The sequence below is a fragment of the Nocardia vinacea genome (assembly GCF_035920345.1).
GTDB lineage: Bacteria > Actinomycetota > Actinomycetes > Mycobacteriales > Mycobacteriaceae > Nocardia > Nocardia vinacea_A.
In genome coordinates, this window is record NZ_CP109149.1 from 8271353 (window position 1) to 8290632 (window position 19280).

Genomic DNA, 19280 nt, shown 5'->3' on the forward strand with positions numbered 1-19280 from the left:
CCTTTCTTGATGTGTAAAGGGTTGCGCTGCTGCCCCTGCGCGGGCAAGTACGGCTGGGTTCCCGAGGGGCTGCCGATATCAGACTGCGACTGAAAAATCTTGTGCGACAAGGCAATTCAAGTTATGTGCAATGTCTATTTGTCGAACTAGCGGTTTCCGGTCGGCGCCGGGGCTCTCAGTTCGATGCGCCGAATTGTGAGCGTCGGCAATGTGGAAAATGTCTCATTCGACGGGCGATAACCTACTCATCGGTAACAGAAAAGTATCGCAGATTCAGGTCCGCTACAGCCGAATCTCGCTACGACGTCCATCGGTGTCGTTCCAGCAACCGAGTCATGAGTTCGCGGTCCGCGGGACGCCCCGCGCCCGTCACGGCGACCAGGACCGTGCGTTCGGCGGTCCCGGCGTTGGGTGAACCCGAAGCCATCTGCGACCAGTGATAGCGCACCTGAGCCTCGATGAAAGCGCGGTCGCTGCCCGCATCGCAGAGCAGCACCGCGCGATTGATCGGAAAGCGGTCGATCACCCGCTGCAGTTCGAACTGTGTTCCGGTGTTGGCCGGGACATATCCCGACAGATCGACCGCCACCAGGTCGACTTTCGCCAACAGCAGGTCGACCGCGCTCTTCCAGAAACTGCCGTGGCACAGCAGTGCGCGAACGGGGTAGCTACCCGCCGGATCGTTCACGCGTTCGGGCATATTAGTGATCCCGGTCAGCCGGTGCTTACCCGGCGGCAGCGGCTCGGATCCGAATCCGGCGAGCGCGGTACGGAAGGTGCGCGGCGAAGCGGCGAACATGGTGCGTATCGCGTTGTCGGCCCGCGCTCGGGCAACCTCCGCCGGGCTGACCGAACCCGAGCTACGCAGAATGTAGACATAGCCGAATTCACGCCACGCGCCGTGCAGGAAATTGCGGACTCTGGCCTGGTTCTCGAACAGTCGCAGATAGGCGATCTTCAGCGGCGGTGATTTGAACACGTTGCGCGCGGCCGACACCACGGTCAGCCGGTAGTCGACCGACTTCGGTTTGACGAACTGCACTCGCAACGGGGGAATCTCGGATGCGCGAACGTAGCGCGGATCGGGACCGAGCTGACTGAGCGCCGCGGCGTATGCCGGGTCACCGGACCACTTTTCGGCGATATACGCCGCGTACCAGCGGCGCCAGCGTGGTAGCGCGAACGCGATGATGACCACCGATATGGCCGCGAGTACCGCGACCATCGGCACCACCGCCTCCGGAGCATCGCGCAGCGTGCCATCGGGGTCCTCGGTCTGCACGCCGAACAGCAGCACCGCAATGATCAGACCGATCGGAATCACGACCCACCGCACCCGCCGCAGCGCCACCTGACGGTGCCCCCGGATCGCTCGCAACTCGTTCAGATGCGCCTCGAGCGGCGGCACCAAAAGCGCGGCGCGGTCGGGATGGCGGTCGACCTTGCGGCGCACCCGATGCGCGCTGTACCAGGCATGCCAGTTGCGCGCCCCTTCCGAGCCGCGTTCCCACAGCCCGAACCCGCACATGGGCGCCAGCAACAGCACGAACTGACGCCATGTCGACAAGGGCACCTGCGGCATACCGCTGTACAGAAAATCCGGTGCCAAGAAGATCAGTCCGATGAGTGCCGCGGCCCACGGCAGCGCAAGTGCGGTGTTGCCGAGCCCGGACCACAGTGCCTTCGATTCCGTCGCGCGCACACGTTGTCGAAGGTCCTCCGCGGTCATGCCGACATCACTTCAGGACGGCGACGACATAGGTGATCACGTAGGTGAGCGCGAATATCACCGGCACCCACTGCTCGAGGTGGGTGAGCGGTCGGTAGAGACGCCGGTTTCGGCCCTGACCGAGGGCGGTCCACTCCGCACGCCAATACGGTGACGCGGGCAATCGCTCCTCCAGCGCGCCGACGACCTGATATTTGGCCGCATTGAGCTGACGGTAGGACCGCAGCAGGTAGTACCAGGCCCCGCACTGCACGACCAGCGCCACTGTCGGGCACACCAGCGTCCACACCGCGCGGCTCGGATGTAGTTGCAGCATCACGCCGATGATCGTGAAGGCGCTGGTGTTGAGGGTGAGGAAGAAGCTGTTGGTCAGGCTGCGGCGGGCGCTGATCCGGTCGGCCATCTCGACATACAGCTTGTACTGTTCGAGCACCGCGTCCTGGTACCGGCCCCCATAGCTTTCTGGCGTGACGTGCGAATTCCACAGGCCGTCACTGATCGGGCTGGACACCGATTCCACCTTCCGAAGGGGCCGACGGGAATTCGATGATATCCGAAATCTGTTGCCGCGCATCGGGATCTGGTCAGGCTCACGATCAGGCGTGGGTCGAGCTGGGCGACATCGGGCAGGGACGGGAGAATTCGACCAGCCGAGTCGCCCGCCATACCGAAACCGCCCCTCGACCACGGAAGGTAGCGAACACGTGGATATCGACTGGAAACTATTACGGACCAGCGCATATGAGGTGATGCAGCGGGCGTACGCGCCGTATTCTCGATTCCCGGTCGGGGCGGCCGGGCTGGTCGACGGCCGAGTGGTCGTCGGGTGCAACGTGGAGAATGTTTCCTATGGACTAGGTCTGTGCGCCGAATGCGTACTGGTCGGGAACCTATTCGCGGGCGGCGGTGGCCGGTTGCTCGCGCTCTCGGTCACCGATTCCCGCGGCGAAGTCCTGATGCCCTGTGGGCGTTGCCGACAGCTGCTCTACGAACACGGCGGGCCCGATCTTCTGGTGGACCACAAGACCGGACCCGTGCCGCTACGAACCCTGTTGCCCGACGCCTTCGGACCCGACGATCTGGACGCAGGGCAGACCTAGATCGTCCTTTCGCCGAACGATGCGTCGATTCCGGCTTCCGTCGGCATCTCCACATCGGTGAGCTGAATCGGCGGTAGTCCCATCCGTTCCGTCATGGTTGCCCTCAGCAGTCTTCTACGATGACGGCGTCGACCTCATCGTCGGTCGGCATGCTGATCGCAGGTGTGTCGACCGGGCGGATCCCGAGGTGTTCGGCGATGAGCTTCACGTTTTGCCCCACGCCGTTTGCATGTGCGGTGACACGTTCGGCCCAGATCTCGGGTCCGGTGACTCGGTCGCGTGAGTCCGAGCTGGGGTTCGCCGTAGCCTTCCTCGATATCGGTGACTTGTGCTTCCAGCTTCGTCATGCGGCGATCGATGTGAGCGGATGTCATGGTGGTCGCCCTCAGCAGTCTTCTTCGAGAACGGCGTCGATTTCGGCTTCGGTTGTGACCGTGATCTGCGAGATTGCATCGGTGGGGACGCCGAGGTGTTCGAGGATGCGACAGAAGCTTCGTTTTTGGACGATTTCGATTGCGGTGACTCGTCGCGTGAGCTCCAACTGGGACTCACGGGAAGCGCTCTTCGACCTCGCGGACGCGGGCCTCGAGATCCATCACACGGCGGTCCAGGTGTGTGCGTCATTGCTCCCCAACATCGACTCGATGATGCGCAGAGGCTGTCGGAGGCCACCGACAAGTTCCAGGGGGCGAGTGTGTCACGTGCCAGACTTGCCGGTGTGACGGCAGTGGACGCGGTTTCGATCATTACGACCAAGCGGGACGGCGGGGAGCTGTCGGATGCGCAGATCGATTGGGTGGTGGATGGATTCACCAAGGGGGCGGTGGCCGACGAGCAGATGGCGGCCTTGGCGATGGCCATCGTGTGGCGGGGGATGACGCGACGGGAGACCGCGCGGTGGACGAATGCCATGATCGCGTCGGGTCGTCGGATGGACTTCACCGATCTGCCGCGGCCGACGGTGGACAAGCATTCGACCGGCGGGGTGGGGGACAAGATCACACTGCCGCTGGCGCCATTGGTCGCGGCGTGTGGGGCCGTCGTGCCGCAGCTTTCCGGGCGCGGGTTGGGGCATACCGGCGGGACGCTGGACAAGCTGGAGGCGATCCCGGGATGGCGGGCCGACGTGCCGGTGGCGCAGATGCGGGAGATCCTGTCGGATCCCGGCATCGGCGCGGTGGTGTGCGCGGCGGGTGCTGATCTCGCCCCCGCCGATAAGCGGCTATACGCGTTGCGCGATGTCACCGGGACCGTCGAATCAATACCACTGATCGCCAGCTCGATCATGAGCAAGAAGATCGCGGAAGGGACCGCCGCGCTCGTACTCGATGTGAAGGTCGGCTCCGGAGCGTTCCTGAAAACTCTGGACGGTGCGCGCGAATTGGCAACGGCCATGGTCGAACTCGGTACCGATGCCGGGGTGCGGACGGTGGCATTGCTGACCGCGATGGACACTCCGCTCGGTCGCACCGCGGGCAATGCACTCGAGGTCGCCGAATCTGTGGAGGTGCTCGCGGGCGGTGGCCCCGCCGACATCGTCGAGTTGACGCTCACCCTTGCCCGCGAGATGGTCGCCCAGGCCGGACTCGATATCGACCCGGCCGACGCCCTCGCCGATGGTCGCGCAATGGACCATTGGCGCGCCATGATTCAGGCCCAGGGCGGCGATCCAGACGCGCCCCTGCCGCGCGCGAAGCACACCGAAATTATTCGGGCCGAACGAGACGGTGTGCTCACCCGCCTCGACGCGATGGCCGTCGGCATCGCCACCTGGCGACTCGGCGCGGGGCGAGCCCGCCAGGGCGACCCCGTCCAATTCGGCGCAGGCATCGAAATGCACGCCAAGCCAGGCGATTCCGTAACCACAGGCGAACCCCTGCTCACCCTGCACACCGACACCCCGGAAGCCTTCTCCGGCGCCCTCGCCGCCCTCGAAAACTCCTTCACCATCGGAACCGCGCCCCCACCGCAACCCCCCTTGATCCTGGACCGGATCGCCCCCTGACACCTCAGCCCGCCACCGCACCCGAGTTCGCCCGGCGCGCGAGTTCGCCCGGCACCTGAGTTCGCCCGGCACCTGAGTTCGCCCGGCGCGCGATCTCACCTGCTCCGCATGGACTCGCGCTGGTCCGCATGAACTCGGCTGCCATGCGCGGACTCGCGCTGTCCGCGCGAATCCATCCGGCCCGCATGAGCTCGCTCGTCGCCCTCCGATCAACTGGCAACCCGCATGCGTGGCGCGAAAACTCTGTGCGCTGGTGTATGCCGTCCACTCATCGAACGACTGCTACACGTCGAGTATGAAGGCGAGTCGATCGCACCGACGTGGTGGGTAAAAGGTTTGCGGCAAGCAGGCAGGAAACCGACCGCTACGTTAATTCTTGGCTGGTTAAACGGGTTTTCCGGTACTCGAGATGTGGCAATCGGCTACTCGAGCAGGGACATTGCGGGTTATGTCTCGGATGGGGGTGGCGGAGAGCGCAATCACAGCCGCATGAACGGGTCCGTGCGGCTAACGTGTGGTCATGACAGGACCGATGCCTTTGACCCTTGCCTCGATCCGCCAAGCTCCCAAGGCGCTGCTGCACGATCATCTCGACGGTGGTCTGCGGCCCGCGACGGTTTTGGAGCTCGCCGCCGATTGCGGTTACGACGACCTACCCGCCGACAATGAGACCGAGCTGGCGGCGTGGTTCCGCGATGCGGCCGACAGCGGCTCGCTCGAGCTCTATCTGGAAACCTTCGCGCACACCGTCGCGGTAATGCAGACCCCCGAGGGCCTGCGCCGCGTGGCTCGGGAATGTGCGGAAGACCTCGCCGCCGACAGCGTGGTCTATGCCGAAGTGCGCTTCGCTCCCGAACAGCATCTCGAGCGCGGCCTGACCCTGGACGAGGTGGTCGAGCACACCCTCGCCGGATTCCGCGAGGGTGCCTCGGCCGCGGCCGAGGCCGGTCGCCCGATCGTGGTGATCTGCCTGCTCACCGCCATGCGGCATGCGGCCCGTTCGCGCGAGATCGCCGAACTCGCGGTGCGGTGGCGCGACCGTGGCGTCGGTGGTTTCGATATCGCGGGCGCGGAAGCGGGCTTCCCGCCCAGCCGTCACCTGGACGCCTTCGAATACATGCGAGCCAATAGCGCGCATTTCACCATTCACGCGGGTGAGGCGTTCGGGCTGCCGTCCATCCACGAGGCGCTGGCGTTCTGCGGCTGCGATCGACTCGGCCACGGTGTGCGGATCACCGACGACATCACCGTTCCCGGCGCGGTCGAGGACGCGCAACTCGGACTGGTCGCGAACTATGTGCGGGATATGCGAATTCCGCTCGAGCTCTGTCCCTCGTCGAATGTGCAGACCGGCGCGGTCCCCTCACTCGACAAGCATCCGTTCGACCTGCTGGCGCGGCTGCGTTTCCGTGTCACAGTCAATACCGACAACCGCCTGATGAGCGACACCAGCATGAGCCAGGAGATGCTCAAGCTGGTCGACACCTTCGGTTACGGCTGGAGCGACCTCGAACGCTTCACCATCAACGCGATGAAGTCCGCGTTCATCCCGTTCCCCGAACGCCTGCGCATCATCGACGACATCATCAAGCCCGGTTACGCCGTCCTGCTCGGCTAGCCCCTACTTCTCCTGTATGAGCCTGGACTCGAAGTTGCGCTCCAGGTCCCGCCAGCTCTGGGCCTCCGCGGTGAACGGCGGGTTCGGGGCCAGGCGGGTCGGGTCCGGGTTCAGCAGGTAGGAGACGTACCAGCCGAGTGGGGTGGACTGCGCAAGCGCCTGCTCCACCGTGTCGTCGTCGGCGTAATCGGCTGCGTCGGTGAACAATTCGACCACCAGATCGAGCTGTTCGATATCGACCGCCTCCGGGCCCTCGCCCAGGTCGTCGGCGAGCCCGGGCAGCACGTAGACGTTCTCGTCGGTCACCTCGACCTCGAGCGAACCGTCGACGGCGGCGGTCTGTACATCGGTGTAGGTGCTCACCCGCGCCAGCTCGTGCTCATGGTCATCGGCCAGGTACCGGGCCAGCGCACGCTCGGAGCCGAATACGGTGATGGATCCGTCCTTGCCGAGGAAGATCGGCTCGTCATCGAGGTAGCAGCGCAGCGTGAAGTAGGTGCCGTCGGAGGTGACGATCTTGACCGGGTCGATGCCGACCTCGTGCCAGAACGACTCGTCTTCCTCGTCCTCCTCCTCGTCTTCTTCCTCGTCCTCGTCGTCCGCATCGAGGTCGACGGATTCGAACTCCTCGTCCTCCTCGCTGTCGGCCGCGTCATCGGCGTCGACGACGTTCTCCTCCGCAGCGAGCAGTTCGGCTTCAGCGACCGCGACCGCCTCGGCATCGACCTCAGGGGTCTGCACGACGGAGTCGATGGCGTCGAGGACATCGTCCCAGCCCTTGGCGATGGCGGCGCCGATCTGATCCCACAGCTCCTCGCCGTCGCGCCCGACGAAGGCGCTCACGCCGCTGGCCAGCGCGCCCACCACCGGATGGGAGCCGAAGAACTTGGTCACTGTCTCCAGTTCGCACACCTCACCGATGTTGCGCACCATGCTGAGCGTGTCGTCGAGCTCGGCGATGGTGTCGACATCGGGATCGTTCGCGACCAGCTCCGGCACCCCGACCAGATCGAAGGTGAAGTTCTCCTCCGGCTCCAGTTCGACCGCCGACAGCCCGGCCACGACCTTCCACGCCGGATGGTCCACGAGATCGTTATCGGAGCTGGTCCGGATGAATGCGGCCAGCTCCGCAACGGTCTCGAAACCGTAGAGGGAGTCCTCGTGTCCGAGGAACGCCTCCCACTCGTCATCACCGTCGCGCCAGCGCGGTGCCCACAGGGTGACGAGATCGCCGTCGGTCAGGCCGAGCTCGATCGGGACGATGTCTCCAGAAGCCATGTGCGGAAGCCTATCGACCTTCCGAGTCAGTGACTATCCGGCCCGCCCCCAACGCTTCCCCGGGCGCCCTCCGGCGCTACCACGAACGACTCGTTCAGTGTCGCAACGACCTTCGATCGCTGCGCGCCGGCGTCCTCGGCGGCCTGGCGACAGGCCCATATGATCAGCTGGCCGACCTCGGCGGGCGGCAGTGAGGTGACCGACTCCGACAGGCTCAGCGCGACCAGGGCACCGTCGCTGTTCACCTCGACGCTGACCGTGCCGTCCTCGGTCCGGAACCGGCCGTGCACCTGCTTGAGGCCGTACAGCGCGGCCTCGAGTGCTTCCAGTTTCGCCGTCGCGTTGGCGACCAACGCGTCCATCTCAGCACTCATGCCTGCGCCTCGCTGGCGCTCGGCTCCGGCATGAGCGCTGGAGCGCCTGTGTTCATGATTCGTTCGCTCCGCTCACTCAAACTGGCCTCATCCAGCTCGTCGGTCCCGTGTCCGCGTCATCGATCCGGTCCAGTTCGTCCACCGCGGCCTGGCGCGTCGGCAGGCCGAGCTTGTCCAGGATGTCGGCGGGCATACCCGCCTCGGCGAGCAGTTCGCGGCGGCGGGCTCGGGCGGCGACGGTGGAGCGCTTGGTCAGTCGCAGGATCTCGTCGGCCAGAGTCTGTGCGCCGTAACGGTATTCGCTGCGCTCGAACTTGATCTCGATCGGCATGCCCTGGTCGGTGGCACGGACCGAGATGCTGCCCGATCGGTTGGTGCTCGACGCCACCGTGACATTGGGTATCGGTGGGGTCTGGGGCTGGGACATTATAGGTTCGCTCCGCTCACTTATGAGGTCGGCCGGTAGAAGCCATAGAAGTTCATACCCATGTTGTCGGTCCGAACCGAGCTGATCTGGACCGGATTACCGGCCTCGACGAACTGCCCGTTGCCGACCACCATCGCGACGTGGCCATCCCACACTGCCAGATCGCCCGGCATCAGATCGCCCGGCGAAACCTGCATATGGCCGTTGCCCTGTTCCTGCGCCAGCCGGGGCAGTTCGACACCGGCCTCGCCGTACGCGTACTTGGTGAGACCACTGCAGTCCAGTCCGGAGCCGGGCGTATTGCCACCCCACACATAGGGTGTGCCGACCGCGCCGATGGCCGCCTTGACCGCCGTCGCCGCCTTCTCGTTCGGGGCTTCTACGACGCTGCCATCGGGCAGGGTGATCTTCACGCCCTTACCGGAGGTCGACGACTGCCCGGTCCCGGTCGTGGTGCTGGTACTCGGTTTGGAACTGGACGCTGTGCTCGCGGTCGTCGTGCTGGCTTTGCTCGCGGTGCTCATCAGGCTGCTGAGCATGCCGCCGGCGCCGCTCGCGACACTGCCCACCGTCGATGACAATTGGGAGGCACCCTGGGTGGCGGTGCCGACCGTGCTGGCGACATTGGACAGCGACGGCGTCGACGGCGCGGGAGTCAGCTCGTTCATCGACGCGGTCTGGGTATCGAGTTCGTTGCGTACACGGCCGACCACATTCAGCCCCTGACCGATGTGGTCGATCGCGGAACCGACGAGCACCGTCAGCCCCTCCGGGGTGGCCAGCGCCGGACCGAGACTGGTGGCCTGGTTCACGAACGACTGGACGATCCCGTTCAGTTCCTTCTGGCCCGTTTCGACCTGGGCTGCAGCCTGATTCACGACGGTAGCCATATCGTTGCCGCGGTCGGAAATGCTGGCGGCCGAGGTCTGCACCCGCAGCGCCTTCGCGGTGACGGCATCGGCCGCCGCACCGTCCCATGCGTTGTTCACCTGGTTGATGCTGTTGCGGCCGACAGCGTGCACCTGGTCGACGGCGGTCGAGGTGGAGGTCAGTGCGTCGGCGGGCCCGCCAGTGGGCAGGACGCCGGTGCCGAAGCTGGAGAGCAGGTCCAGCAGTGGCTGGACCAGGGCGCTGACATCGATCACGGCGTCACCCGTCCAGACCGGTGGCGTTCAGCCCGGCGGCATTGTTCAGGTCGGTTTCCTCGAGGACGACGGCGGAAGAAGCTGCCGCACCGCCCACACTCGCGAGCACCGCCGACAACTGACCGATCGAGGCGACATGCCCGGCATGGGCCGCAGCGTAGGCGGCCATGAAATCGCCGCCGATCAAGCCCATTATGGGGCCGAGGAGAGTGGGATCGGCGGCCGCGGCGCTCACTCCTGCGGCGGCGAGATCACCCGACATAGTCGCGGCCGTCGCGCCGTAGGCGGTGATGCCCTCGGTGTCGGCCGACATCTTTCGCATAGTGCTTCCCCCATCTGTTTGTTCCCAGGCAGAGTACGTCATCCACCTAGTTCGACGCGCTGCCTTACCGATCGGTTCCAGCCATTCGAAAAAAATTCGGGTGGAGGTTTGCCGCCGAACTCGTCTTCGACCTTATCGTTCCAACATGCGCACGCACACCGTGGACCACCCACTCGCCGCCACCCTGCTGACCACGATGCGCGATGCGGGCACGGCCAATCCGGCCTTCCGCGCCGCACTGCGTGATCTCACCGGAATCCTGATCTACGAGGCGCTGCGCGACGCGCCGGTGATCCATTTCCCGATCACCACACCGGTATCCGACACCGAGGGAACGCGATTGGCGCAGCCGCCGCTTTTGGTTCCGGTGCTGCGCGCCGGACTCGGCATGGTCGACGCGGCCGCCGAACTCATTCCGGACGCCAGGGTCGGTTTCGTCGGCATCGCCCGCGACGAAACCACCCATCAGCCGGTGCCGTACATGGAATCACTGCCCGCCGACCTGTCCGAGATGCCGGTCTTCGTACTCGACCCGATGCTGGCCACCGGCGGTTCGATGCGCCACACCCTGCAATTGCTCGCCGCCCGCGGCGCCACCGACATCACTGCGGTCTGTGTGGTAGCGGCTCCCGAAGGCATTGCCGCCCTTGCTGATTCGGGTCTGCCAGTGCGCCTGGTCACCGCGGTCGTCGACACGGGTCTCAACTCCGACGCCTACATCGTCCCCGGCCTCGGCGACGCGGGCGACCGCCAATTCGGCCCCCGCTGAGCCGCTTTCGCGTCGAATATGTCGGTGGCTTCTGACAGGCTGAATGCCATGGGGAGTCAGCAGGAAGTCCGTACAACGATCTATCTCGATGTTGTCGAATTCGTCGAGAACTATCTCTCGCTGGTGTACGGCGACGCCGTCGGATTCACCAATGACGAGGTGCAGTGGTGCCCTGAATGGTGGAAGCATGTCAGCGTGGTGGCTCGTCTGGATGCGCTGTGGCGTTCGTGGGAGCACTATCGACTCGATGGCAACACCGGCCTGAGTGTATGGCTGTTGGACCACGCCGACCCACACATGCGCGAGTTGCTCAGGCGCGACGGTCCGTTCCGGCATTGCTCGGTAGAGAACGGACACGGAAGCACTCGGCCGCTGCCGTTGAAGAGCCCGATGCCTGGCCTGTTCCGAGATCCCCCGGTGGTTCACTCGGCGACCGAGTCCGGATGATGGCCTGGCTCAGAGCTCTCGACAGAAGGCACGCAGTTCGGCGATGCGTTGTCCGGCGGCGGTTTTCGACTCAGCCAGAACCGCACGGTCGGCGACCGGCACGACCACTTCCAAGTAGCACTTGAGTTTCGGTTCGGTGCCGGATGGGCGGACCACGATCCGGGAACTCGCTCCCTCGAAAATCAGTGCGTCAGTACGCATTCGGCCGCGCACCTGGAGCAGATCGGTGTAGTCGACCGGCTCGCCCGCGATTTCGTCGGGCGGGGCGGCGCGCAGGCGGTTCACCAGGTCAGCGGCGGTGGCCGGGTCAGGTAGGCGCAGCGAGACCTGGTCGGTGGCGTGCAGGCCGAATTCGACCGCGTAGTTGTCGAGTTCGTCGGCGAGGGTGCGGCCCGCGGTCTTCAGCCGGGCGACGAGATCGGCGGCCAGCACCGCCGCGGAGATGCCATCCTTGTCGCGGACGGTGGCCGGGTCCGCGCAGTGACCGATGGCCTCCTCATAGGCGTAGACCAGACCATCGCCCGCGCGGGCCAGCCATTTGAAGCCGGTCAGCGTTTCCGCGTACCGCGCGCCGCGGGCGGCGGCGAGCTTCGAGAGCAGTCGCGACGACACGACGGTGGTCGCCACCAATGCATCCGGCGGCGCGGTCCGCAGCACGTAATCGCCGAGCAGCACACCGGTTTCATCGCCGCGCAGCATGCGCCAGCCGCCGTCGCCGTCCGGAATGCCGATGGCGCAGCGATCGGCGTCCGGGTCGAGGGCGATGGCGAGGTCCGCGCCGATCCGGGTCGCGGTGGCGAGCAAAAGGTCGGTGGCACCGGGCTCTTCCGGATTCGGGAAGGCGACAGTGGGGAAGTTGGCATCGGGCGCGAATTGCGCACCAACGACATGCACATGCTTGAATCCCGCCGCGGTGAGGGCGGCCACCGCCGTGTCGCCGCCGACTCCGTGCAGCGGTGTCAACACGATCCGGACATCAGAGCGCTCGCCGGGACCGCCGATCAACTCGGGCAGCCGGGCGACCCGATCGATATAGCGGCGCACCAGGTCATCGGCGGCCGGCGTGACGGGCGTGCGGGCTATCGGCTCGGTGACGGCCTCGATGCAGCGCTCGATCTCGGTGTCGGCCGGTGCGAGCAGCTGCGAACCGCCGTCCAAATACACCTTGTAGCCGTTGTCGGTCGCGGGATTATGCGATGCGGTGATCTGTACTCCCGCAACGGCTCCCAGCTCACGCACCGCGTACGCGACGATCGGGGTGGGCAGCGGGCGCGGCAGCAGCGTCACCGGAAAGCCCGCGGCGGCAAAGATTTCCGCAGTCGCGATGGCGAATTCGGCGGAGCCGTGCCTGGCGTCGCGTCCGACGACCACCGAGCCGCCGCCGAGACAGCGACCGCGCAACCAGTCCACGAGTCCGGCGGTCGCCCGGCTCACCGTGTCCAGGTTCATGCCGTCGGGTCCGCTCTGCAGCGGCCCGCGGAGCCCGGCGGTACCGAAGCGCAGCATCTACAGCCGTTCCAGTACGCCGCGCAGCAATTTGCCGAGACGCGGTGCGGCCGCATGTCCTTCGGCGAGTACCTCGGCATGTGAGAGGTGCGCACCCGTGACGCCCGCGGCGAGGTTGGTGACCAGCGAGATTCCGAGCACTCGGGCTCCGAGCGCACGTGCCGCGATCACCTCGAGCACCGTCGACATGCCGACCAGATCCGCGCCGATGGTGCCCAGCATTCGGATCTCGGCCGGGGTCTCGTACTGCGGTCCGGTCAGGCCCGCGTACACGCCCTCGGTCAGGCTCGGGTCGATTTCCCTTGCCAGCGCACGCAATTCGGGATCCCACGCGTCCACGAGATCGACGAAGGTCGCGCCCGCCAGCGGCGTGCGGCCGGTGAGATTGAGATGGTCGCTGATCAGCACCGGCTCACCGACGCGTAATCCGTCCCGGATACCGCCCGCCGCATTGGTGAGCACCACGGTTTCCACGCCCGCTGCGATCGCCGCGCTCACCGGATGCACGACATCGCTCGGCTGATAGCCCTCGTACAGATGCTGACGCCCCATCAACAGCAGCACGGGCGTGTTGTCGACGGCGACCGAATGCACCATCCCGACATGCCCTTGCGCACTCGGCGTCCCGAATCCGGGCAGCTCCGGCATCGGCACCGACGCCGACGGCGTCCCGATCTCCGCGGCCGCATCCTGCCAGCCCGATCCCAGCACCACCGCAACCCGGTGCCGCTCCACTCCCGTACGTTCGGCAATCGCCCTCGCGGCCTGTTCGGCAAGCATGCCGTCACGGTATCTGATTTGCCGCGCCTTCGGCGCGGCGTGTTCGCGGCCCCCGGGTGTCTCGCGTCCGAGCCGTCGAGACTCGCGACTTCGTCGCATGCGCTTCGACGGCTCGGACGCGAGACGGGCCGCGAACGGGTCGCTCGTAAGACTCGCTCCGTTGTGGTCGCCGGTGTGCGTATGGTTCGGCGCTGGATGTGTACCGGCCCAGGGGTCGTGACTGGTGGCTGCGCCAGATGCTTTCGACGACTCGGATGCGAGACGGGCGGCGAACGGGTCGCTCGTAAGACTTGCTCCGTTGGAGCTGAAACGGCAGCACGGCTTGCTGCCGCGCAACCCGCCGAGTATTAGCTACCCGTGAGTAGGTGTCGGGCGGCATACCCGTTACGCTGCACGCATGCCGTATCTGGAACGTGAAGGGGATGTGTTCGTCGTCTACCTCGGGAGCGAGGGGCAGGCGGACAGCGAGAACCGTTTCCATCCGGATTGGATCGATGCATTCCACGGGCTGTTGGACCAGGTCGAGGCGTCCGAGGGGCCGGCGGCGCTGGTGACCACGGCGAGTGGGAAGTTCTACAGCAACGGGCTCGATACCGATTGGCTGTTCGGCAACCTGGACAAGATGCACGGCTATCTCGACCGCGTGCACAGCATCTACACCCGCCTGCTGACCTTCCCGCTGCCGACGGTCGCAGCCGTCAACGGTCACGCCTTCGGCGCCGGCGCCATGCTCGCGACCGCGCACGATTTCCGGGTGATGCGCGCCGACCGCGGCTTCTGGTGTCTGCCCGAGGTGCATCTCGGCATGCCGTTCACGGTCGGCATGAACGCGCTGCTCACCGAGCGTCTCACCAATCAGGTCTGCGTACAGGCCATGACCGCCGGGCACCGCTTCGCCGCCGACGAGGCCATTACCGCGGGAATTGTCGACGCGAAGGCGGATGCTGACGTGTTGCTGAAGTCCGCGATCGAGCGCGCGGGCGCCCTCGCGGCAAATCGCAAGCCCAATCTGCCGGTGATCAAGCGGTCGCTGCACGCCAAGGCGCTGGCCGGGCTCGCGACCCCCACCACCCCGGAGAATCTGGCGTTCGCCCCGGGATAACCGCAAGCTGATCACAAACCTTGCGCCGCACGGCGGCATCACCCCGTGACGCAGGGTGCGCCCGATCGTCGGCGCAGTGCCAGACTGTGTGCCATGCCACCACCGCGCAGCGGGCACCCCGAATCACGCACGGACCACCACGCGCACCCGGGGGCGGCGGCGGATGCCGCGATCCTGGCCGCCGCGCCCGAACTGATCGCGCTATCGCATTCGATCCACGCCGAACCTGAGCTGGCGTTCGAGGAAACCCGTAGCGTCGCGAAGACCATCGCGCCACTGGCCGAGCGCGGTTTCGCCATCGAGACCGGCGTCGCCGACCTGCCCACCGCATTCCGCGCGACATACGGATCCGGCGAGCTCACGGTGGGAATCTGCGCCGAATACGACGCGTTGCCCGAGATCGGGCACGCCTGCGGGCACAACATCATCGCGGCATCCGCGGTCGGCGCCGGACTCGGCCTCGCCGAGGTGGCCGATGCGCTCGGCATCACCGTCGTCGTCTTCGGCACACCCGCCGAGGAGAGCGGCGGCGGCAAGGTGCTGATGCTCGAGCGCGGTGTCTTCGACGATGTCGCGATGGCGATGATGGTGCATCCCGGTCCCATCGATATCGTCGACGCGCGCTCGCTGGCGCTGGCGGATCTGTCGGTGGTCTTCCACGGCCACGAGGCCCATGCCAGCGCCGCTCCGGAATTGGGCCGGAATGCGGGCGACGCGGTGACCATCGCGCAGGTTGCTCTCGGATTGCTGCGTCAACATCTCCGACCTGGACAGCAACTGCACGGTATAGTCAGCGACGGTGGCGTAGCCCCCAACATCGTTCCCGGACGTGCGGAACTGCTGTATTACCTACGCGCAGTCAACTCCGCATCCCTCGACGATCTGATGCGACGCGCGTCGGCTTGTTTCGAGGCGGGTGCGCTGGCGACCGGCTGCACTCACGAAATCCAGACGGTTGCGCCGACATATACCGAGCTGACGCCCGATTCGGGATTACTGTTTGCCTATCGCGAGCAGATCGTGGACTTGGGCCGGGTGCCGATCGCACCGGAACTCGAGGCGCAGCGACCGCTCGGGAGTACGGATATGGGCAACGTCACCAACGTCATACCGGGCATACATCCGGTCATCGGCATAGATGCCGGTGGGGCGGTGACGCATCAGCCCGGCTTCGCCGCGGCGAGTGTCAACGCCTCGGCCGATCGTGCGGTAACCGACGGTGCGATCGCGCTCGCGCGTACCGCTATCGCCGTAGCTCGCGATCAAGTACATAGGGACAGGTTGTTGCAACGGCTCGTTCAACGACAGGAGGACATTCGGTGAGCATTACCGGCCGTTCCGCGGCGCACGCGACACGCTCCGGGACGGTGGCGCGCGCGACCATGGGGGGCCAGGGGAGCGCCGCACAATCGGATATCGCGGACGTCGGACCGGATGCGGTCGATTCCTGGCTGGCCGAGCACACGGTCGATCTCGTCCAGTGGCGTCGGCACATCCACGCGAACCCGGAGCTCTCCCGCACCGAATTCGCCACCACCGAGTTCGTCTCGGCCTGGCTGACCAAGGCTGGATTGACGCCGCAGAAGATGCCCAACGGCACCGGAGTGCTCTGTGACATCGGCCCGGTAGACGCACCGCGCATCGGACTGCGTGCCGATATGGACGCGCTCCCACTGCAGGAATTCACCGGACTCAGCTTCGCATCGACCGCCCCCGGCGTCTCGCACGCCTGTGGTCACGACGCGCACACCACGATCCTGCTCGGCACCGCGCTCGCGCTAGCCGATCAGGAGCTACCGGTGGGCGTGCGATTCGTCTTCCAGCCCGCCGAAGAGGTGATGCCGGGCGGTGCCATCGACATGGTCGCCGCCGGCGCGATGGAGGGTGTCGACCGGATCTTCGCACTGCATTGCGATCCGCGCCTCGAGGTCGGGCGGGTCGGCATCCGAGTCGGTGCGATCACCTCGGCGGCCGACACCATCGAATTGGTCCTCGATTCGCCGGGCGGGCACACCTCGCGTCCGCATCTGACCAGCGACTTGGTCTACGCCATCGGCACCGTGATCACCGGCCTGCCCGGTCTGCTCAGCCGCCGCATCGACCCGCGCACCAGCACGGTGATGGTCTGGGGCGCGGTCAGCGCGGGCAAGGCGCCCAACGCGATACCGCAGACCGGCATGCTCACCGGCACCGTCCGCACCGGCGATCACGCGACCTGGTCGCTGCTGGAGCCGATGGTGCGCGAGATCGTGGACGGCCTGCTCGCTCCGACCGGAGTGCGCTACCAGTTGAACTACCGCCGCGGCGTACCGCCGGTGGTCAATGACGAGCACTCGACCAGGATGTTCGAGGACGCGATCCGCATGCTCGGCCCGGACGCGCTCGCCGACACCTTGCAGTCCGGTGGCGGTGAGGATTTCTCCTGGTACCAGGAGGAGGTGCCGGGCGCGATGGCCCGCCTCGGCGTTTGGTCCGGGCACGGCGAACAGTTGGATCTGCACCAGCCGACTTTCGATCTCGACGAGCGCGCGCTTGCCGTCGGTGTCCGGGTGCTCAGCAATATCGTGTTGAACGCGAGCTGACGAAGACAAAGAAGCGGCCGACCTCGACAGGGATCGGCCGCTTGTCCGTCTGTTCAGCTACCGAAGAATCCGGGACCGACGTTCTTGCTGTTGCGAGTGCGCAGCGCGTGCACGTATTCCGCTGGCGCGCCGGCCTTTTCGGCCGCGTCGGCCATCACGCCGATATAGCGCGCCGACGGTAGCCCGCCCTCGTACGCATCGAGTACGTACAGCCAGGCCAGGATGGGTTCGGAACCGCTGCCCGCACTCGGCGTCACGCGCAGCCGGATCTTGCGGTGGATGCCGAAGTCGGAACCCTCCCAGCGGTCGAGGCGCTCCTCGTCTTCGGGGGATACGTCGTAGAGCACCACGAATACCCGCGAGCCAGGCTCCTCGGCGAGGGTGGCCAGTGGGCCTTCCCAGCCGATGTCGTCACCGCTGAAGGTGAGGCGCCAGTCTTCCAACCAGCCCGTCCCGTACATGGGGGAGTGCGGACAGCGCTCGAGCATCTGGGACGAATCCATGTTGGACCCGTAGGCGGCGTAGATCGGCACGACGCAAGGGTATCCAATAACCTGCGCGCATCGTCTCTATCCCGGCGAGATGACCGTGTGTTCGCCAGCTAACGTTGTTTACCGGCACCGGAGATCCCGGTCGAACAGCTCCAGCGGAGGTATCCATGACCCGCATAGCGATCATCGGTGGCGGACCGGCCGGTTATGAAGCGGCATTGGTGGCGGCCCAACACGGGGCCACGGTCACCCTGATCGATAGCGACGGCATCGGCGGGGCGTGCGTCCTGTGGGACTGCGTGCCGTCGAAGACTTTTATTGCCTCGACGGGCGTGCGCACCGATCTGCGTCGCGCCCGTGACCTGGGCATTACCCTCGATCCGAGCCAGGCCCAGATCGAATTGGGCGAAGTGAACGCCCGTGTCAAGGCGCTGGCGCTGGCCCAGTCCTCCGATATCCGATCCAAGGTGCAGGCCGCGGGCGTGACGGTGCTGGCCGGACGCGGACAGCTCAGTGATCCGGCCGCCGGCATGGCCGCGCACCGGGTGCGCGCGCTACTGGGCGATGGCACCGAGGAGTCCGTCGAGGCCGAAGTGGTGTTGATCGCCACTGGTGCGAGCCCGCGCGTGTTGCCCGGCGCCGAGCCCGACGGCGAGCGCATCCTGAACTGGCGTCAGCTGTACGACCTGGAGGAACTCCCGGAGACCCTGGTGGTGGTCGGTTCCGGTGTGACCGGCGCCGAATTCGTCTCCGCGTATACCGAAATGGGTGTGCGGGTGAAGTTGGTCTCGAGCCGCGACCGGGTGCTGCCCGGTGAGGATGCGGATGCCGCGCTCGTACTCGAGGACGCACTCGCCGAACGCGGCGTCGAATTGGTCAAGCACGCCCGCGCCGATGCGGTGGAGCGCACTGCCCAGGGGATCGTGGTCAAGCTCTCGGACGGTCGCACCGTCACGGGTACGCATGCGCTGATGACCGTCGGTTCGATACCTAATACCGACGACCTCGGCCTGGAGCGGGTCGGCATCGAACTCGACCGCGGTGGTTACCTGCGGGTGGACCGGGTGTCGCGCACCTCGGCACCCGGTATCTACGCGGCGGGCGACTGCACCGGTCTGCTGCCGCTGGCCTCGGTGGCCGCCATGCAGGGCCGCATTGCGATGTACCACGCGCTGGGCGAGGGCGTCAGCCCGATCCGGCTGAAGACGGTCGCCTCGGCCATTTTCACCCGTCCGGAGATCGCGACCGTCGGCGTGAGCCAGACCGCCATCGATAACGGCGAGGTGCCCGCGCGCACGGTCATGCTGCCGCTGAATACCAACCCGCGCGCCAAGATGTCGGGTCTGCGCAGGGGTTTCGTCAAGATCTTCTGTCGGCCCGCGACCGGTGTGGTCATCGGCGGTGTGGTCGTCGCTCCGATCGCCTCGGAGCTCATCCTGCCGATCGCGCTCGCGGTCCAGAACAATCTGACCGTCAACGATCTCGCCCAGACCTTCTCGGTGTACCCGTCGCTCACCGGCTCGGTGACCGAGGCGGCCCGGCTGCTGATGCGTCACGACGACCTCGATTAACAGGCGGTGGTTTGATTTGCAGCGCCTTCGGCGC

The 19280-nt window shown here is 66.2% G+C and carries 19 protein-coding genes; 9 read left to right on the forward strand and 10 right to left on the reverse strand.

Going from position 1 to position 19280, the window contains the following annotated elements; genetic code table 11:
- Positions 1 to 298 precede the first annotated feature (298 nt).
- Complete coding sequence (locus tag OIE68_RS37455) at positions 299 to 1729, reverse strand: hypothetical protein (protein WP_327095634.1); 1431 nt, start codon at positions 1727 to 1729, stop codon at positions 299 to 301.
- A 7-nt stretch (positions 1730 to 1736) separates the two neighbouring features.
- Positions 1737 to 2240: a RipA family octameric membrane protein gene (locus OIE68_RS37460; protein ID WP_327095635.1), complete on the reverse strand. Its 504-nt coding sequence runs from the start codon at positions 2238 to 2240 to the stop codon at positions 1737 to 1739.
- A gap of 193 nt (positions 2241 to 2433) precedes the next feature.
- Here OIE68_RS37460 and OIE68_RS37465 point away from each other — a divergent pair, with 193 nt between their 5' ends.
- The 3 genes from OIE68_RS37465 to OIE68_RS37475 all read left to right on the forward strand — a co-directional run bounded on the left by OIE68_RS37465 (position 2434) and on the right by OIE68_RS37475 (position 6452).
- On the forward strand, positions 2434 to 2829 hold the full coding sequence (locus OIE68_RS37465; RefSeq protein ID WP_327095636.1) for a cytidine deaminase: 396 nt from the start codon (positions 2434 to 2436) through the stop codon (positions 2827 to 2829).
- A gap of 718 nt (positions 2830 to 3547) precedes the next feature.
- On the forward strand, positions 3548 to 4834 hold the full coding sequence (locus tag OIE68_RS37470) for a thymidine phosphorylase (RefSeq protein WP_327095637.1): 1287 nt from the start codon (positions 3548 to 3550) through the stop codon (positions 4832 to 4834).
- A 520-nt stretch (positions 4835 to 5354) separates the two neighbouring features.
- Positions 5355 to 6452: an adenosine deaminase gene (locus tag OIE68_RS37475; RefSeq protein WP_327095638.1), complete on the forward strand. Its 1098-nt coding sequence runs from the start codon at positions 5355 to 5357 to the stop codon at positions 6450 to 6452.
- Between the two features lie 3 nt (positions 6453 to 6455).
- On the opposite strand, the gene OIE68_RS37480 is transcribed toward OIE68_RS37475, so the two are convergent.
- From OIE68_RS37480 to OIE68_RS37500, 5 genes are all read right to left on the reverse strand, one after another.
- Positions 6456 to 7730, reverse strand: a complete 1275-nt coding sequence (locus tag OIE68_RS37480; RefSeq protein WP_327095639.1) for a primosomal protein — start codon at positions 7728 to 7730, stop codon at positions 6456 to 6458.
- A 26-nt stretch (positions 7731 to 7756) separates the two neighbouring features.
- Entirely contained in the window at positions 7757 to 8104 is a 348-nt protein-coding gene (locus OIE68_RS37485; RefSeq protein WP_327095640.1) for a YbaB/EbfC family nucleoid-associated protein, read from the reverse strand.
- Between the two features lie 76 nt (positions 8105 to 8180).
- Entirely contained in the window at positions 8181 to 8531 is a 351-nt protein-coding gene (locus tag OIE68_RS37490; RefSeq protein ID WP_327095641.1) for a hypothetical protein, read from the reverse strand.
- A 20-nt stretch (positions 8532 to 8551) separates the two neighbouring features.
- Positions 8552 to 9676 carry a C40 family peptidase gene (locus OIE68_RS37495; protein ID WP_327095642.1) on the reverse strand — a complete coding sequence of 375 codons (1125 nt, stop codon included), beginning with the start codon at positions 9674 to 9676 and terminating at the stop codon, positions 8552 to 8554.
- Positions 9677 to 9680: 4 nt separating this feature from the next.
- Complete coding sequence (locus tag OIE68_RS37500) at positions 9681 to 9989, reverse strand: hypothetical protein (protein WP_327095643.1); 309 nt, start codon at positions 9987 to 9989, stop codon at positions 9681 to 9683.
- A gap of 154 nt (positions 9990 to 10143) precedes the next feature.
- On the opposite strand from OIE68_RS37500, the gene upp reads away from it, so the two are divergent.
- Complete coding sequence (gene upp / locus OIE68_RS37505; RefSeq protein ID WP_327095644.1) at positions 10144 to 10767, forward strand: uracil phosphoribosyltransferase; 624 nt, start codon at positions 10144 to 10146, stop codon at positions 10765 to 10767.
- A gap of 24 nt (positions 10768 to 10791) precedes the next feature.
- Positions 10792 to 11214 carry a DUF4913 domain-containing protein gene (locus OIE68_RS37510; RefSeq protein WP_327095645.1) on the forward strand — a complete coding sequence of 141 codons (423 nt, stop codon included), beginning with the start codon at positions 10792 to 10794 and terminating at the stop codon, positions 11212 to 11214.
- A gap of 9 nt (positions 11215 to 11223) precedes the next feature.
- Here OIE68_RS37510 and OIE68_RS37515 read toward each other — a convergent pair whose 3' ends face one another.
- Both OIE68_RS37515 and OIE68_RS37520 read right to left on the reverse strand, forming a co-directional pair.
- Positions 11224 to 12720, reverse strand: a complete 1497-nt coding sequence (locus OIE68_RS37515) for a phospho-sugar mutase (protein ID WP_327095646.1) — start codon at positions 12718 to 12720, stop codon at positions 11224 to 11226.
- Positions 12721 to 13599, reverse strand: coding sequence for a purine-nucleoside phosphorylase (locus OIE68_RS37520; RefSeq protein WP_419150620.1), 879 nt, complete (start codon positions 13597 to 13599; stop codon positions 12721 to 12723).
- A 298-nt stretch (positions 13600 to 13897) separates the two neighbouring features.
- Between OIE68_RS37520 and OIE68_RS37525 the strand changes: the two genes are divergently transcribed.
- From OIE68_RS37525 to OIE68_RS37535, 3 genes are all read left to right on the forward strand, one after another.
- Positions 13898 to 14602: an enoyl-CoA hydratase-related protein gene (locus OIE68_RS37525; protein WP_327095648.1), complete on the forward strand. Its 705-nt coding sequence runs from the start codon at positions 13898 to 13900 to the stop codon at positions 14600 to 14602.
- Between the two features lie 93 nt (positions 14603 to 14695).
- On the forward strand, positions 14696 to 15925 hold the full coding sequence (locus OIE68_RS37530) for a M20 family metallopeptidase (RefSeq protein WP_327095649.1): 1230 nt from the start codon (positions 14696 to 14698) through the stop codon (positions 15923 to 15925).
- Positions 15926 to 15984: 59 nt separating this feature from the next.
- On the forward strand, positions 15985 to 17184 hold the full coding sequence (locus OIE68_RS37535; protein WP_327101964.1) for a M20 family metallopeptidase: 1200 nt from the start codon (positions 15985 to 15987) through the stop codon (positions 17182 to 17184).
- 53 nt (positions 17185 to 17237) lie between these two features.
- On the opposite strand, the gene OIE68_RS37540 is transcribed toward OIE68_RS37535, so the two are convergent.
- Positions 17238 to 17717, reverse strand: a complete 480-nt coding sequence (locus OIE68_RS37540; protein ID WP_040686900.1) for a gamma-glutamylcyclotransferase — start codon at positions 17715 to 17717, stop codon at positions 17238 to 17240.
- Positions 17718 to 17842: 125 nt separating this feature from the next.
- On the opposite strand from OIE68_RS37540, the gene OIE68_RS37545 reads away from it, so the two are divergent.
- Positions 17843 to 19246, forward strand: coding sequence for an NAD(P)H-quinone dehydrogenase (locus OIE68_RS37545; protein ID WP_327095650.1), 1404 nt, complete (start codon positions 17843 to 17845; stop codon positions 19244 to 19246).
- Positions 19247 to 19280 lie beyond the last annotated feature (34 nt).